Below are 14,688 nucleotides of genomic sequence, written 5' to 3' on the forward strand. Positions count from 1 at the left end.
CCCCACCGCCCCCATCCGCCTGTGGGCCGACAGATCATTCACCATCCACGGCGCGGGCACCGTCATCACCGCCACACTCGGCGCGGGCACGATCAAGGTCGGCGACGAACTGCAGAACACAGAAGGCAGACCCGTCCGGGTACGCGGTATCGAGGCCCTGGGCGAGCCCCGCGACCAAGTGAAGGCCACCGCACGGGTCGCGCTCAACCTACGAGGTGTAGACCGCTCCGACGTCCCGCGCGGTTGGCCACTGCTCACCCCCGCCGCCTGGCGAATGGCGGACACGATCGACGTGGAGCTGCGCCCGACGTCCTCGACCCCGCTCCCGGAGCGGCTGATCATGCACATCGGCACGGCCGCCGTCCCGTGCCGGTTGCGCCCGCTCGGATCCGAGCACGCCCGGCTGCGCTTCGACCGCCCGCTGCCGCTGCGATACGGCGACCGCGCCGTCCTCCGCGACCCCGGACGCCGCCGGATCGCCGCCGGTCTCATCGTCCTCGACGTAGCCCCACCCCCGCTGACCAGGCGCGGCGCCGCGAGGTCCCGGGCCGCCGAGCTGTCGGGAATGCAGACCGCGGGCGACGTCACGTCCGACCACCTCCGCCGCGGCCTCTGCCGCGGCACGGACCTGGCGGCGATGGGCCTCCCAACGCCGGGCACCCCCCGCCACGGCGACTGGTGGACGACCGACGAACGCTGGGCCGAATACGCAGCAGACCTCGCCAAAGCCGAACGCCACCACCGAACCAGCCACCCCCTGGAGCCCGGCATGCCGGTGGCCGCCGCCGCCCGCCGCCTGGGCATCGACCCAGCCCTGATCCCCGAACTGGCCCGGGAAGCCGCCCTCACCTGCGAGTCGGGCCTGCTCACCCCACCAGGCCACGCCCCGGGACTGCCCGAGGCACTCGAAAAGGCCGTCCAACAGCTGGAACGCGACCTGGCCGCCGCCCCCTTCGGCGCCCCGAACGCCGACCGCCTGGCCGAACTGGGCTTGGGCAACACGGAGCTGGCCGCCGCCGAACGCGTCGGCCGCCTGCTCCGCATCGCGCCCGGCATCGTCCTGCTCCCCGACGCCGACCGCCGCGCCCTCGACGTGCTGACCACGCTGCCCCAGCCGTTCACCCTCAGCGACGCCCGCCAGGCCATGGGCACCACCCGCCGCGTGGCCGTCCCACTCCTGGAACTCCTGGCCGCCCGGGGCCTGACCCGCCGCACCGAAGACGGCGAACACGAAACCCTCCCCCCGCCCGACTAGGCGGCTCGATGCGGGCATCGGCGCACGAGACAGCAAAGCCCCTCACCAAGGCCATCTCACCGTCACCACGCAGGCGTGGGCAACCTTCATCCCTCACGGGCAATCTGGACGCTACGACTGACAGCCGACAGATGCGGGGAGGTGGTCCGAGCTATGGGCATTCGTGACATGGCTCCTGCCGCATGGCGCATGAGCAGCCATAGCGGGTCAGACGGTAACTGTGTCGAGGTCGCCGTTCTGGACGTGCGCGTCGGCGTGCGGGACAGCAAGGCACTGGACGCCGGGCACCTCGCCTTCATCCCGCGGGCCTGGAGCGCCTTCGTCGCCGAGGCGAAGGCCGGACGCTACGACCGGGGCGCGAAATGACGACGCCGGACCCGGCACACGTGACGTGGCGAAAGAGCATCCGGAGCAGCGGCACCGGCCAGTGCGTCGAGGTCGCCGGTCTGGACGCGAGCGTCGGCGTGCGAGACAGCAAGGACCCGCGCGGGCCGGTCCTGCTCTTCACACGCCCCGCATGGCGGACGTTCATTCGCCGCATTGATCAGGGCGCGTCCTCTACCTGAGCTCCTCGGCGAGTCAGCCCAGGGCGACGGCGTTCAGGTACCAGCTGGTGTGGGGGAGCCATTGCTCGCCCCAGCGCCAGTCGTCGTCCTTTCCTGTCTTGGCGAAGCCGTGGTCCCAGAGGATCCCGCTGCCGTCGTCGTTCTTGCCGGTGATCCCGTTGACGATGCCGCCGGGCGTCTGCAGGAATTGCCAGGACCCGAGCCACAGGTACTCCGGGTTGTTGCGTCCGGAGCCGTCGAGCATGCAGACGTCGTAGGGGTTGGCGCCGAGGATCCAATTGAGCTGGTCGGCTGCGTACGCGCGCAGCCGCTTTGCGAAGGCGCGGTCCTCGGGGAACTGGCGTGCGGTGAGGCGTGCCGCCGTGGCCAGGGAGGCTATGCGGGCGTTCTCGCCTTGCCACCACTGGTCCCGGGAGCGTGGCGTCACGTTGTGCGGGAAGAAGAACTGTGCGGCGCGGTCGCCGTCCTTGTCCTGGACGAGTTGCCGCGCGTACCCGAACGGGTTGCGCACGGACGAGGTGACCGACAGTTCCCATTGCATTGAGCGGCGCACGGCGTCCAGTGCCTGGTCGGCGGCGCGGCCTTCGGCGATGCCCGCGTAGGTGAGCAGCGCGACGACCGGGAGGCCGGCGTCGGACGGGTGGAAGTACGGGCGGTCCTTGTCGTCCGCTCTCCAGTAGTCGGTGTGGCCATTCCAGGACACCAGGCGGGACGATAGATTTGCTGCGCGTTTGTCGGCGCTTGCTTTGTAGGTCGCGTCCTTGGTGGCGCGGTACAGTTCGGCTGCGGCCAGCAGGGCGTTGTAATCGTCCTGGATGTTCTCCTTGCCGTCGTTGGTGAGGCGGACGTTGTTGACTTCGAGATAGGCGAAGGCGTCCTTGGCGGCCGCGAGGTATTCGGCGTTGTCGTAGTCGCCGGAGACGTCGTGCGTGCTCGCGATGGCCAGGGCGGCGATCGCCACTCCGCCGCCTTCGCGGTAGTTGACCTGGGCGGTGCTGAGCGTGCGCTTCACCGGGTCCTTCGGCGGGCCCGGCTGGTTGACGGTGCTGTAGAACGACTGGCCGGGGACGTGGACGCGGCGGAGGTAGTCCGCGCCGTAGAGGCCCTCGTCCTGGAGCCAGGTGCGCAACTGGGTGATGTTCTCGTCGTTCCGCGCGGTCAGTTCCCGGTGGGAGACGAGGAGGGACCAGGCCGTCAGGGGGAGCTGGAGGGTGTTGAAATAGGAGAGGGCCGACAGCTGGGTGAAATGCTTGCCGAAATCGCCGGTCGCGTCGTACCAGCCGCCGTGTGCGTCGTACGTCTTCCCCGTGTTTCCCAGTGGTAGGCGGCGGTCGAATTTGTCGTACTGGCCGGAGCACCGCCAGCCCTTGAAATGGCGGACGACGTGCGCGAGCGTGTACCGCTCCAGCACCATGGCCTCGATCTTGAACGGTGCCGACCGGGCGGAGCCCACGGCGAGGTGGTAGTCACCGGGCCGGTGCACCTGGGAGAAGTCGGCGGTCCAGTAGGTGCGGTCGTCCCAGTCCTCGACGGTGCCGGCATCGTCGAGGAGGCCGGTGTGGACGGTCTGACCGGTGGCGGCGTCGATGAGCTGGAACGCCTCCGGGGCCCGGGCCGATGTGATCACCGCGCGCTTCGGCCCGGCGGGGTCGAATCCCACGTTGTTGAGGAGGATCCGGGTCGTCGCGTCGCTCCGGCCCGGCGGCGCCGCGGCCCTGGCCTCCGTGCCCGGCGCCAGGACGGAGGAGACCGTGAGCCCGGCCCCGGCCGTGGCCGCGCCGATCAGGAAGCGCCGGCGATCGTGTCCTGCGGTCATGCTCGCACCACCCTTTCAGCTGACGGCATCTCGACCCTCAGTGATCTTGCGGGCACGGTCAAGAGGAGTGCGGGACGAGGTCGGGCGGCGGTCGGCGGCGCCCGGCGGGCGGTGGGCCGCGTCCGGTGGGCGGTGTCAGGAGCCGTCGAAGATGTCCAGCGGCAGGAACGCCGAGACCAGGACGCTCGGCGGGTTCACCAGCTGGCTGATCCTGAGGTCCACGGCGACGCTGCAGATGGCGTACGCCTGCCGCCGGGTCCAGCCGCGTTCGCCGAGGTGGTCGATCATGTTGAGCAGGGCGTTGCGCGCGGCGAGCTTCAGGTCCTCCGACACCACCGTGCCGCCGTCCCGGGTGACCGGCATGCCCGTCGTGGCGTAGAACGGGCGCGGCGCCGCGTGCTCCGCGGACGTCCGGGAGAACCTCGGGGACGTGATGCCCTTCTCGCGCGCCTCGCCCATGTGGACGGCGAACCGAACCCGCACCGTCGCCCTCATCTCGATGGCCGTCCCGCACACCTCGCCGTCGCCCTGCGCGAAATGCGCGTCGCCCGCGCTGAACAGGGCGCCGGGCGCGTCGACCGGGAGGAACAGGCTGGTCCCGGCGGTGAGCTGCTTGACGTCGATGTTGCCGCCCTGCTCCCTCGGCGGGATGGTCCGCAGGCCCGTGGCGGCGATCTCCGGGTCGGACGGCACCGCGCCCGCGGCCGACGGCGGTACGACCACGCCGCCGGCGTCCAGCGCCGCCTGCTCCCGCGCGGCGATCCGGCGCAGCCCGCCGGAGCCGGGCGCGAGGCCGATCGTCCCCATGAACGGGGCGCCGGGGATGCGGACACCGGGCAGGTCCTCCGAGGTCGCCCAGCCGCCCGCGATGGCCCAGCGCACCAGGTACGGCTCCGGGAACGCGTCGCTCAGGAACCCGAGCCCCGGTGCCTGCGCGGTGAACCCGAACGTGTCCGGCGCCACGTCGAGGATCTCCACCTCCAGCAGGTCGCCGGGCTCGGCGCCATCCACGAAGACCGGGCCGGTCAGCGGGTGCACCACGCTCAGGTCGGCAGCGGCCACGTCCTTCGCCGTGCTCGACGGGTTGAACTGCCCGTCGAACGCGTCGCGCGTGCCCATGACGACCTCGTCGCCGGGCTCGCAGCGCACCACCGGCGGGATGCCGGGATGCCAGCGGTTGTGGCCCGTGCCGAGGTCCTCCCGCAGGGGCCTGGCGGGGTCGATCCGAATTTCATGGACGGCCATCCCGCCACTCTCCTCACACCGGCGCAACGATGATCGGAGGTTTCCGCCCGCCGCCCGACGCTGTCAACCCACCTCTTTCGGCAGGTGGAACTGCCCGGCGGGATTTCCGACCCACCGCGCGCCGGGGGGCACCTTCTCGCCCTTCATGAGGAAGGAGTCGGCGTCGAGCACGGCTCGCTCGCCCATCGTCACGTCGTAGTGGACGAACGACTCGACGCCCAGGGTGGACCCGGCGCCGATCCGGGTGCGGCCGGATTTGAACACGCCCTCCTCCAGGGAATGGCACTGGATCACGCTTCCGGCGTTGAGCGTGCACTCGTCCCCGATGGTGACCAGGGTCTTCTCCGGGATGGCGCAGCCGTCGTCGAAGACCCGGCGGCCCATCCGCACGCCCAGCAGGCGCCACACCACGTTCTTGAACGGGGTGCCGTTGAACGCCGCCCGCCCGCCCATCTTCCAGAGGCGCTCGTGCCACCAGAAGTACGGGTCGTAGATCGAGCACAGCCGCGGTTCGAGAGAGCGGAACCGCAGCACCGCCCGCTCGACCAGCACGCCGAAGCCGACCGTGAACAGGAGCGAGGCCAGGACGCCGGTGACGAGCGCGACCGCAGCGTTGCCGCGGAGCTGGTCCTCGACGGCGAGCCACAGCGCCGTCACCCCGAAGAGCCGGAACCATCCGAGGAAAAGGAAAAGGGCCATGGTCCTGAGGTTGTAGCGGTTCTTGGCCGAGAGGCGGCGGCGGAACTCCTCGCCCTTCTCCAGTTCGGCGAACGCGTGGTCGCGTTCCACCGAGCGGGGGATCTCGAAGCACGGCGAGCCCAGCAGGCCGGTGTTCTCCCGGACCGGGCCGTCGACGGGCACCGCCACCTTCGTCCCGAGGAGGACGTTGTCGCCGACCGCCGCGCCCGCCGGGAACACGATGTTGTTGCCGAGGAAATTGCGGGCCCCGATCCGGACCTCCGACGCCCTGAACGACGTGCTGGAGAAATCGGCGTTCGCGACCCACAGGGCGTCCGAGATCATCGTGCCGCTGCCGACGGTGGTCAGGTAGGGGGAGTGGTGCTGCAATTCCGTCCCGAAATTGCTGCCCGTCTGCACGATCGGCCGCGAGAAGCGGTATCCGAGCGCGCGCAGGTACCCGACGATGTAGGAACTGTCGCCGAACAAGGAGGTGAACAGCGGCACGTTGGTCAGGCGCTTGGTCGTCATGAGCGCCCAGTAGTGGCGCCCGTAGAGGCGGTAGACCTTGCCGGGACGGACGAGGAGGCCGAGCAGGCGCGGGACGGTGAGCACGAACGCCAGCGCCCCGGCGAGGCCGCCGAAGAACAGCACGCCCGAGATCAGCGCGGCGTCCAGGTAGAGCGACGGGCGGCCGAGCCCCTGCGACTCCACGCGCATGATCTCGACCAGCATCGGGAACTCGGTGAGCAGGCCGACCAGGACGACGAATCCCAGCGGCATCGCCACCGCCAGCAGCGTGACCAACTGCAGGGCGCCGTACCAGAACCGCCTCGCGGTGCCGCACCTCATCGGCGGGATCGGCAGGTAGCCGGTGCCGGTCGGGCGGGCCGGGCAGCCGTGCCAGCGTTCGCCCGCGGGCACGCTCTGCCCGCCGTGCAGGGACGAGGCGTGCCCGAGCTGCGTGTCGTCGCCCAGGGCGGTGTCGAGGTCGAGGACCGTGCTCTCGCCGACGAACACGCGGTCCCCGAGCGTGATCGCGCCCGTCCGGATCACCCCGGCGTCGGCCCGGTAGCCGGACATCGCGCAGCGCTCCCTGATGATCGTCCCGGCGCCGACGGTGAGCAGGTCGGTGCACACGATCGTCCTGGAGAAGATCACGGCGCCGCGGCCGATCCTGGCCCCCAGCAGCCGGAGGTAGAGGTTGTAGACCGGCGATCCCGCCAGCAGCGCCATCGGGCTCGACCGGATGAGCGTCCTGACCGTCCAGAAGCGGACGTAGCCGAGGCTCCAGACGCGGATCTCACCGGGTTTCCAGCGGCCGATGAGCGCCCATTTCGCGAGGACGGGCAGCGCGCACATGAACGTGAAGAGCGCGGCACCGGCCGCCGCGCTTCGCACGTACAGGTCGGCGAGGCCGGTGGCGCCGGACGCCCAGCCGTAGCCCGCCGACGTGACCACGGCGCCGGCGTAGACCGTCGCGATGAAGAGAAGGAGCTGCAGGGCGCCGCAGACCACGTACTCGCGGACGCGTTTGCGCACCGCCGGGCGGGTGTCCGCCGGACGCGCCTCCGGCGGGGTCTCCGGCGGAGCGACGGCGGGCGCCCGCTCGGCGAGCACCGCGGCCAGGCCCTTGACCTGCGGGTTCTGGTAGACGTCCAGCATCGACACCGGCAGGTCCGTGCGTTCCCGGACCGCGGTGCAGAAGCGCGCCATCACCAGCGAGTCGGCGCCCAGATCGTCGAAGAAGTGGCTGTCGGTCGACACCCGCTCCAGCCGCAGCAGGCCGGCCAGCGCTTCGGTGAGCTCCTTTTCCGTCGCGGTCTGCGGGGCGACGTGGCCGGTGGACGCGGCCTGCCCGCGCGGCGACGTCGGCGCCGGCAGCCGGCCACGGTCGGCCTTGTCGCTGGGCAGCATCGGGATGGCGTCGAGCTCCTCGAAGTACGCCGGGACCATGTAGCCCGGCAGGTGCTCCCGGGCCTGCGCGCGGAGCCGGTCGCGGTCGAGCGGCGTGTCGCGGGACCGCCGCGTGACGTAGGCGACGAGCTCGGTCACGCCCGGCTCGGACTCGTACGTGCCGACCACCACCTGCGCGACCTCGGGCACCTGCGACAGCACCGACTCGATCTCCGTCAGCTCGATGCGGTATCCCTTGATCTTGACCTGGGTGTCGATGCGGCCCTGGTACTCGATCTCGCCGTCGCCGTTGATCCGGCCGAGGTCGCCGGTGCGGTAGATCCGGCCGGACGGGTTGTGCTCGATGCCGATGAAGTCGCGGACGAACCGGCGCGCGGTGAGGTCGTCGCGGTTCACGTAGCCGCGGGCCAGCCCGGCGCCCGCGATGCCGATCTCGCCCGGCTCGCCCGGCGGCAGGGCCCGGTCCTCGTCCGGGTCCAGGATGACGACGGAGTAGGTGGGCAGCGGGACGCCGATCGTCACCGCGCGGTGCGGGTCCAGCGGCGTCCACGTCGCGGTGACGGTCGCCTCGGTCGGCCCGTACACGTTGAGGAACCGGCGGCCCGGACGGTACCAGCGGGCGACGAGGTCCTGCGGGCACGCCTCGCCCGACACCAGCAGGAAGCGCAGCTCGGGGAGGTCCTCGCGCAGGGTCGCGAGGAGCGTCGGGACGCAGCACAGCGCGGTGATCCGCCGCGCCCGGACGAAGTCCAGCAGGTCGTCGCCGACCAGCACCGACCCGCTCGGCTTCGGGACGAGGGTCGCGCCCGACATCAGCGGCACCCATATCTCCTCGACGGAGAAGTCGAACGCGATCGTCATGCCCTGGTACATCCGGTCCGCCGTGCCGATCCCGTACACCTCGACGGCGACGCGGACGAAGTTGCAGATCGCGGCGTGCTCGACCGCCACGCCCTTGGGGCGTCCCGTCGAGCCGGACGTGTAGACGACGTAGCACAGGTCGTCGTCCGGGACGCCCTTCTCGGCGCCGGTGAGGCGGTGGCCGGGGAGCGTTCCGAGCAGTGCCGACGCCTCATCGACGCACAGCACCGCGACGCCCGTCGTGTCGCACGCCTGGCGGAGGTGCCCGCGCAGGTGCGACAGCGACAGGACGGTCCGCACGCCCGCGTCCTCGACGATGTACGCCAGCCGCTCCGCCGGGTAGCCGGCGTCGAGCGGCACGAACGCCGCGTTGACCTTGAGGACGGCCAGCGTCGCCGCGTAGGAGTGCACGGCGTCGTCGAACAGCAGCCCGATCCGGTCGCCGGGGCGGGCCCCCTCCGCCAGCAGGTGGCGGGCGAGGCGGTTGGCGCGCTCGTCCAACTCGCCGTAGGTCAGGACGAGATCGCCCGCGTCGACGGCCGGGTGCGCGTCGCGGCCCTCGTCCCCGAAGCGGTCGCAGCGCTCCTCGAACAGGTGCTCTAAGCGTTCTCCGGCGCGCCAGCGGATCTCGTTCGGATGTCCGGCGGCGACCAGAACGTGCTCGGAAGTGACGCGCCGGGCCGTCTCTTCCGGAACGGCGACCATCCGATCGCCGGTTTCTGCCGTCATCATTCGCTCCCCCCAGGCGGACTGAAATTCCGCCAAATCCATCCGCGGCCGAGTCAGGGCTCGCAAGATGAGATGTCAGGACCGAAAGATGATCCAACCGAACCATTGAGTAGCCATAGTCCCTGACCAGAGGCGGCCATGGAACGGTCCGGCACGAATTGCCCTTGACACTGCAATGGCACCCGTTTAATCGTTTCATTAACGGGAATATCCCGGCCGATGTCTCTGTACCGCCCGGGGAGCGGTCACGGGGATTGGCGAACGCGGATCCCCTGCCGAGGATGGAGATCGCGATCTCGTGGCGGTGTTTTGAAACGTTCCATTTCAGCGGTATTCATTCACATTCAAGGAGCGGGCGGGCGCCTTTCTATTAGATGTAGTGACCAGGTGACTCCACTTCTCCGGCCGGTGACCACGGAAAACGCGGCCGGAATCCCAGTGGTGCCCGAAGTTCGTCACACATTGCTCTTTACGAGGGCAATCGGCGCACATATCGTTCAGCGTCATCCTCCCCTCTGGTGCGGAACGCGCCGGAGCACACCCCCAGGAGGCAACAGGGCTTCTAGGTCCACGAGGTAGTTCCACCACGTCCCAGCACTGCTCCCGAGCCATCGAGGTGGCACCGCCACCCGGCTCCATGCCTGCTCGCCGGACAGTCCCCCCGCTCCAGCTCCCCGGAACACAGATCCGATTGGTCAGGTAGACCCCCATGATGAAACGCAAGCGCGTCCTCGGCTCGGCCGCGATCGGCGCCGGGCTCCTCGCCGCCCTGCTGGGCCTCCCGCCAGGCGCCGTCGCGCAGCCCGCCCCGCCCTCCGCCGCCGTCTCCGTACTGTCGCCGGACATCCCGGCCGCCAACTCGATGGCGCACGCCCAGCAGTTCCAGTCCATCGCCAGCTCCAACGGCGGCAACCGCGCGCACGGCCGGCCCGGCTACCGCGCCTCCGCCGACTTCGTGAAGGCGAAGCTGGACGCGGCCGGATTCCAGACCACGCTGCAGTCCTTCACCTACCAGGGCGCCACCGGCTGGAACCTGATCGCCGACTGGCCGCAGGGCGACCCCAACCAGGTCGTGTTCCTCGGCGCGCACCTCGACGGCGTGCCCGCCGGCCCCGGCATCAACGACAACGCCTCCGGCTCCAGCGCCATCCTGGAGACCGCGCTCGCCGTCGCCCGCGCCAACGCCAAGCCGACCAAGCGGCTCCGGTTCGGCTGGTGGGGCGCCGAGGAGCTCGGCCTGATCGGCTCGCGGTACTACGTCCAGAACCTGCCCGCCGCGGAGCGGTCGAAGATCAGCGCCTACCTCAACTTCGACATGGTCGGCGCGAAGGGCACCCGGACCTGGGGCGTCTACACCGACACGGCGTCCCTCAGCGCGGTCTTCACCGAGTACTTCCGCAGCAAGGGCCTCCCCACCCAGGGGTTCAACATCGGCGCGCGGTCCGACCACGCCTCGTTCAAGAACGCCGGCATCCAGGTCAGCGGCATCGCCAGCGGCAACGATCCCTGCTACCACGCGCGCTGCGACGACATCAACAACATCGAGTCGTCGGTGATGGGCCACGCCACCAACGCCGCCGCCTACGCCGCGTGGAAGCTCGCCGGCATCCCCGAGGGCGCAGCGCTCCCCGGCGCCGCCTACCGGCCGGCGGGTTGAGGAGAGACGACCGATGAGAACACGTAACCTCAAGGCCGCCCTCGTGGCGGTATGCCTGGGCGCGGCGACGCTGACCGTCGCCGGGACCACCGCGTCCGCCGCGCCCGCGACGGTCGCCGCGGCGCCCGGCGCCCCCGCCGAGACCGCGAAGCGCTACCTCGTCACCGGCCCGGCCTCGTCCGCGCAGCGGACGCAGGTCGCCCGCACCGGCGCCGCGATCGACCTGGTGCGCCCGGACGACTCGCTGGAGATCAGCGCGATCCCGTCCGAGGTCGCCGCGATCAAGCGGTTCGGCTTCAAGGTCAGCCCGCTGGGGGCCTTCCCCCGGCACGCCGAGTCCGCGTCGTCGTACCACACCCACGCGGAGACGATGGCCGAGCTCGACCAGGTCGTCGCCAACTACCCGCAGATCGCGAAGAAGTTCAGCATCGGCCGCTCCTACGAGGGCCGCGACATCGTCGGCGTCAAGATCAGCGACAACGTCGCGCAGGACGAGGACGAGCCCGAGGTCTTCTACCAGGCCAACATCCACGCCCGCGAGCGCATCACCAACGAGCAGGCGCTGTACTTCATCGGGATCCTCACCAAGGAGTACAACACCACGGAGCGGATCACGAAGCTGGTCAACGAGCGGGAGTTCTGGATCATCCCGATCCTCAACCCCGACGGTCAGATCTACGACATGACCAGCGACACCCAGCCGGGCCGGATGTGGCGCAAGAACCGGCAGGGCGTCGACCTCAACCGCAACTACCCCTACAAGTGGGGCTGCTGCGGCGGCTCGTCCGGCACCCCGTCCAGCGAGACCTACCGGGGTCCGTCGGCGGCGTCGGCGCCCGAGACCAAGGCCGTCACCGGCTTCATCAGGAGCCGGGTCGTCGGCGGCAAGCAGCAGATCAAGATGTTCCTCGACATCCACTCTGTGGCGAACCTCGTGCTGTGGCCGATGGGCTACACCTACAACGACACCGTGCCCGGCGAGCTGTCGGCCGACGAGCAGGCGACACACGCCACCATCGGCCGCGAGATCGCCCGGTTCAACCGTTACACCCCCCAGCAGTCGAGCGACCTCTACATCACCGACGGCAGTTCCAACGACTGGACGTGGGGAGACCAGCGCATCTTCTCCTACACCTTCGAACTGGGCGGCGGCAGCTTCTACCCGGCGCCCTCGCAGATCGAGTCGCTCACCCAGGTCAACCGCGAGCCGCTGTTGATCCTGGCCGAGTACGCGGACTGCCCGTACCGCGCGATCAACAAGCAGAACCAGTACTGCTCCCCGGCGTGACCGCCGGTCGCAGTTGATCCAGCTCACCCGGGTTTCTCGGACGCCGTCCACGAACCCGGGTGAGCTGCTCGCCGCCCCGCGACACCCCGCTCAGCGGGCGGGGGTGGCGATGGTGACGGACACGTCCAGGCGGAGGGGCTTCTCGCCGACGACCTGGAATCCGGCCTCGGCGAGGAGGCGGCGGTACTGGTCGCGGGTGCGTTCGCGGCCGCCGACGTTGTTCACCAGCATGTTGAGGTCCCACAGGGTGGAGACCGAGGCGTCGCCCGGATCGTCGGGGAGCGGACGCTCGATGATCAGCAGCGTGCTGTCGCGGGCGGCGGCGTCGCGGACGGCGCGCAGGATCGACAGGCAGGTCTGGTCGTCCCAGTCGTGCAGGATGCGGGCGACGACGTACACGTCGGCGCCGGCGGGCACGTCGCGGCCGTCGGTGAACGAGCCGGGGTGGAGCGTGCAGCGGTCCAGGTGGCCGCGGGCGCCGAGGTTGTCCCGCGCGGCCTCGATGACCTCCGGGCGCTCCAGGAGCGCGCCTTCCAGGCCCGGGTAGGCGTCGCACAGGTGCGCGAGCAGCTCGCCGTTCCCGCCGCCGATGTCGGCGACGGTGCGGGCGCCGGAGAGGTCGACGGCGGCGGCGACGTCCGGGAAGAAAGCGCCCTCGGCCATCGCGCGGGCGAACAGGCGCCTCTCCCGCGGGTGGTCACCGAAGTACTCGAAGGGCTTCTGCCCGAACACGGTGACGAACGGCTGCGCGCCGTCCGTGATGGCGCCCGCCAGCTCACCGAAGGTCTGGTAGAACAGGCCGCCGTAGAGCTGGGCGATGTGGCGCATGGAGTCCGGGGCGGCGGAGGTGAGCCGGCGGCCGAGGCCGGTGAGGGCGAAGGCGTCGCCGGTGGGGGTGAGCGCGCCGATCCAGGGATGGCAGAGGGCGCGCAGCAGCCGGTTCAGCCGGTCGGCGTCGACGCCGGTGCGGACGGCCAGTTCCTTGCAGGTGAGGGGGCGCTCGGCGAGGTGGTCGGGGATGCCGAGGTCGACCATGACGCGGATCGCCTGGACGCCCCAGGCGCCGGTGAGCCGGCGCAGCAGCCGCCGATCGCCGTCCCGCTCCTGCTCGGGCTTGTGCCCCGGCTCGGGCTCGGGTGGGCGGAGGTGCCGCAGCAGCGCCTCGGTGTGCCGTCCCGGGGCGATGATCTCTAAGCGGCGCGGCCAGCCCATCGGGGTGGACCCCTCGGAGCGGAAGTGGAGCACGGTGATGCCGTCCTCGCCCTGTGCCGGGTTGTACCCGCCTCCATCGGGACGCGGTCCGCCCGGGCGGGTCAGGGCGCGGCGCAGTTCCTCCAGGCGGGCGGGGTCGGTGAGCCGCACCGCGACGTGGTTCTCGTGCTGCGCCGAACGCTCGTCGCGCAGCGCGGACGCGTCCAGCTCGTCGCCCGGGGCGACGCTGAGCACTTCGATGCCGCGGGAGGAATTGCCGGGTAATTGTCCGTGGATGATTTTCACGTCCAGGCATCCGGCCTTTAAGCGGTCGTCCCGGACGTCATATCGGGCGGCGAGCCGATCTCTGACGATGCTGCTCGCGAATGGTTTCGCGGGACGGAGCCCCTGCTCTTCCAGGTAGGTCCGCACGGCGTCGGTCGCGGACGGGAAGACGAGGCAGCCGGCATGGTCGACCGTGCAATTGGCGGTGACGGCCTCGACCATCTCCGGGGGAGCGCCCGGCGGCAGGACGTCGGATACGGCGTCGGCGTCGCTCCTGGAGACCAGGTAATCGTAGACGTGCCGGATTCGCCGCCTGTCGTCCCCGATGATGGGCGGCTCGCCAGTGATGCATGGTTCCCCGGTGACAGCCGTGCCCGTGCCGCTCTCCATGCGCTGCTCCCTATTCAGTGATCGTGCGTGCGCGACAGGTGCAGGATCGCATGGGAGACAAGAGAGAGGGGACGGACCCCCACCGGCCCGTCCCCTCTTCGCTTTTCTGATTTACCGGCCGGACAGCCCGCCCAGGATCGGGCCGGTGACACCGCCGATGATGTCGCCGATGGGGTCGAGCGGCCCGCCCGGGCGCTCGCCGCCGTCGCCCGGGTCCTCCGTCGGCGGCGGGTCCTCCGGCGGCGTCGTCGGGTCCTCCGACGGAGGCGGGCTGCTGGGCGGCGGTGTGCCCGGCGCCCGGTTCTCCGGCGGCGTCGTCGGGCCCGGCGTGCGGTCGCCGTCGCCCGGCCTGGCGGGCTTCTCCGCCGAGGGGGCGCGGTTCTCGATCTTCGGCGGTGCGGGCGCGGGGGCGGCGTTGCGCTGCCCGCTGCCCGGCGGCTTCGGCGTGCCCGGCGTGACCGGCTCCTCGGTGGCGCCGCCCGGCGCGGTGCCACCGGGGCTGGTGTTGGTGTCGGGCGGCGGCCCGAGCGCGTTCACCGTGCCGTCGTCGGCGGACGGCCACGTCATCATCAGCCCGACCGCGATCGAGGCGGCCACGCCGGCGAGGCCGCCGACGCCCTTGAGGGCCGCTCCGCGGCGGCGCGGGCGCTCCCGCACCGGGTCGGCGAAGAACGGGGCGTCGGCGAAGGGATCGGGTTCGGCGAAGGGGTCCGCGCCGGTGCGCGGCACGGCACCGGCGACGAGTTCGTCGCCCGGGGCGGGACCGGAGCCGGAGCCGGAGCCGATCACCACGAGGGGGCGGGTCGGGTC

At 71.0% G+C, this 14,688-nt stretch carries 9 protein-coding genes and 1 pseudogene; 5 read left to right on the top strand and 5 right to left on the bottom strand.

Annotated elements, in window-relative coordinates; all coding sequences use genetic code 11:
- The 3 genes from E1264_RS29200 to E1264_RS29215 form a co-directional block, all read left to right on the top strand.
- A partial coding sequence (locus E1264_RS29200) for a SelB C-terminal domain-containing protein (protein ID WP_132178669.1) occupies nucleotides 1–1,255 on the top strand: 1,255 nt, incomplete at its 5' end.
- A gap of 153 nt (nucleotides 1,256–1,408) precedes the next feature.
- Entirely contained in the window at nucleotides 1,409–1,621 is a 213-nt protein-coding gene (locus tag E1264_RS29210) for a DUF397 domain-containing protein (protein ID WP_132178670.1), read from the top strand.
- Nucleotides 1,618–1,821: a DUF397 domain-containing protein gene (locus E1264_RS29215; protein WP_132178671.1), complete on the top strand. Its 204-nt coding sequence runs from the start codon at nucleotides 1,618–1,620 to the stop codon at nucleotides 1,819–1,821. The genes E1264_RS29210 and E1264_RS29215 overlap by 4 nt, the downstream gene beginning before the upstream one ends.
- Before the next feature lie 13 nt (nucleotides 1,822–1,834).
- Here the strand turns inward: E1264_RS29215 and E1264_RS29220 are convergent, their stop codons facing one another.
- From E1264_RS29220 to E1264_RS29230, 3 genes are all read right to left on the bottom strand, one after another.
- The gene (locus tag E1264_RS29220) at nucleotides 1,835–3,637 is read right to left on the bottom strand and encodes a glycoside hydrolase family 9 protein (RefSeq protein ID WP_132178672.1); all 1,803 of its coding nucleotides are present in this window, start codon (nucleotides 3,635–3,637) and stop codon (nucleotides 1,835–1,837) included.
- 135 nt (nucleotides 3,638–3,772) lie between these two features.
- A complete protein-coding gene (locus E1264_RS29225) occupies nucleotides 3,773–4,882 on the bottom strand; it encodes an acetamidase/formamidase family protein (protein ID WP_132178673.1) in 1,110 nt (369 codons plus the stop codon).
- Between the two features lie 63 nt (nucleotides 4,883–4,945).
- Entirely contained in the window at nucleotides 4,946–9,067 is a 4,122-nt protein-coding gene (locus E1264_RS29230) for a Pls/PosA family non-ribosomal peptide synthetase (RefSeq protein WP_207936350.1), read from the bottom strand.
- Between the two features lie 709 nt (nucleotides 9,068–9,776).
- Between E1264_RS29230 and E1264_RS29235 the strand changes: the two genes are divergently transcribed.
- The gene (locus tag E1264_RS29235) at nucleotides 9,777–10,724 is read left to right on the top strand and encodes a M28 family peptidase (RefSeq protein WP_243711234.1); all 948 of its coding nucleotides are present in this window, start codon (nucleotides 9,777–9,779) and stop codon (nucleotides 10,722–10,724) included.
- A gap of 13 nt (nucleotides 10,725–10,737) precedes the next feature.
- Nucleotides 10,738–12,012 carry a M14 family metallopeptidase gene (locus E1264_RS29240; RefSeq protein ID WP_132178674.1) on the top strand — a complete coding sequence of 425 codons (1,275 nt, stop codon included), beginning with the start codon at nucleotides 10,738–10,740 and terminating at the stop codon, nucleotides 12,010–12,012.
- A 90-nt stretch (nucleotides 12,013–12,102) separates the two neighbouring features.
- Here the strand turns inward: E1264_RS29240 and E1264_RS29245 are convergent, their stop codons facing one another.
- Together E1264_RS29245 and E1264_RS43790 are read right to left on the bottom strand one after the other, a co-directional pair.
- Complete coding sequence (locus E1264_RS29245) at nucleotides 12,103–13,878, bottom strand: methyltransferase (RefSeq protein WP_132178675.1); 1,776 nt, start codon at nucleotides 13,876–13,878, stop codon at nucleotides 12,103–12,105.
- 111 nt (nucleotides 13,879–13,989) lie between these two features.
- Nucleotides 13,990–14,688, bottom strand: a pseudogene (locus E1264_RS43790) (hypothetical protein); the annotation flags it as partial.

It is taken from the genome of Actinomadura sp. KC216, from assembly GCF_004348535.1.
Taxonomy (GTDB): Bacteria; Actinomycetota; Actinomycetes; order Streptosporangiales; family Streptosporangiaceae; genus Spirillospora.

Excerpts from the sequence above, each read along its gene's own strand:
- E1264_RS29210 (WP_132178670.1), top strand. The coding sequence starts at position 1,409 with ATGGGCATTCGTGACATGGCTCCTGCCGCATGGCGCATGAGCAGCCAT.
- E1264_RS29215 (WP_132178671.1), top strand. The coding sequence starts at position 1,618 with ATGACGACGCCGGACCCGGCACACGTGACGTGGCGAAAGAGCATCCGG.
- E1264_RS29220 (WP_132178672.1), bottom strand. The coding sequence starts at position 3,637 with ATGACCGCAGGACACGATCGCCGGCGCTTCCTGATCGGCGCGGCCACG.
- E1264_RS29225 (WP_132178673.1), bottom strand. The coding sequence starts at position 4,882 with ATGGCCGTCCATGAAATTCGGATCGACCCCGCCAGGCCCCTGCGGGAG.
- E1264_RS29230 (WP_207936350.1), bottom strand. The coding sequence starts at position 9,067 with ATGACGGCAGAAACCGGCGATCGGATGGTCGCCGTTCCGGAAGAGACG.
- E1264_RS29235 (WP_243711234.1), top strand. The coding sequence starts at position 9,777 with ATGATGAAACGCAAGCGCGTCCTCGGCTCGGCCGCGATCGGCGCCGGG.
- E1264_RS29240 (WP_132178674.1), top strand. The coding sequence starts at position 10,738 with ATGAGAACACGTAACCTCAAGGCCGCCCTCGTGGCGGTATGCCTGGGC.
- E1264_RS29245 (WP_132178675.1), bottom strand. The coding sequence starts at position 13,878 with ATGGAGAGCGGCACGGGCACGGCTGTCACCGGGGAACCATGCATCACT.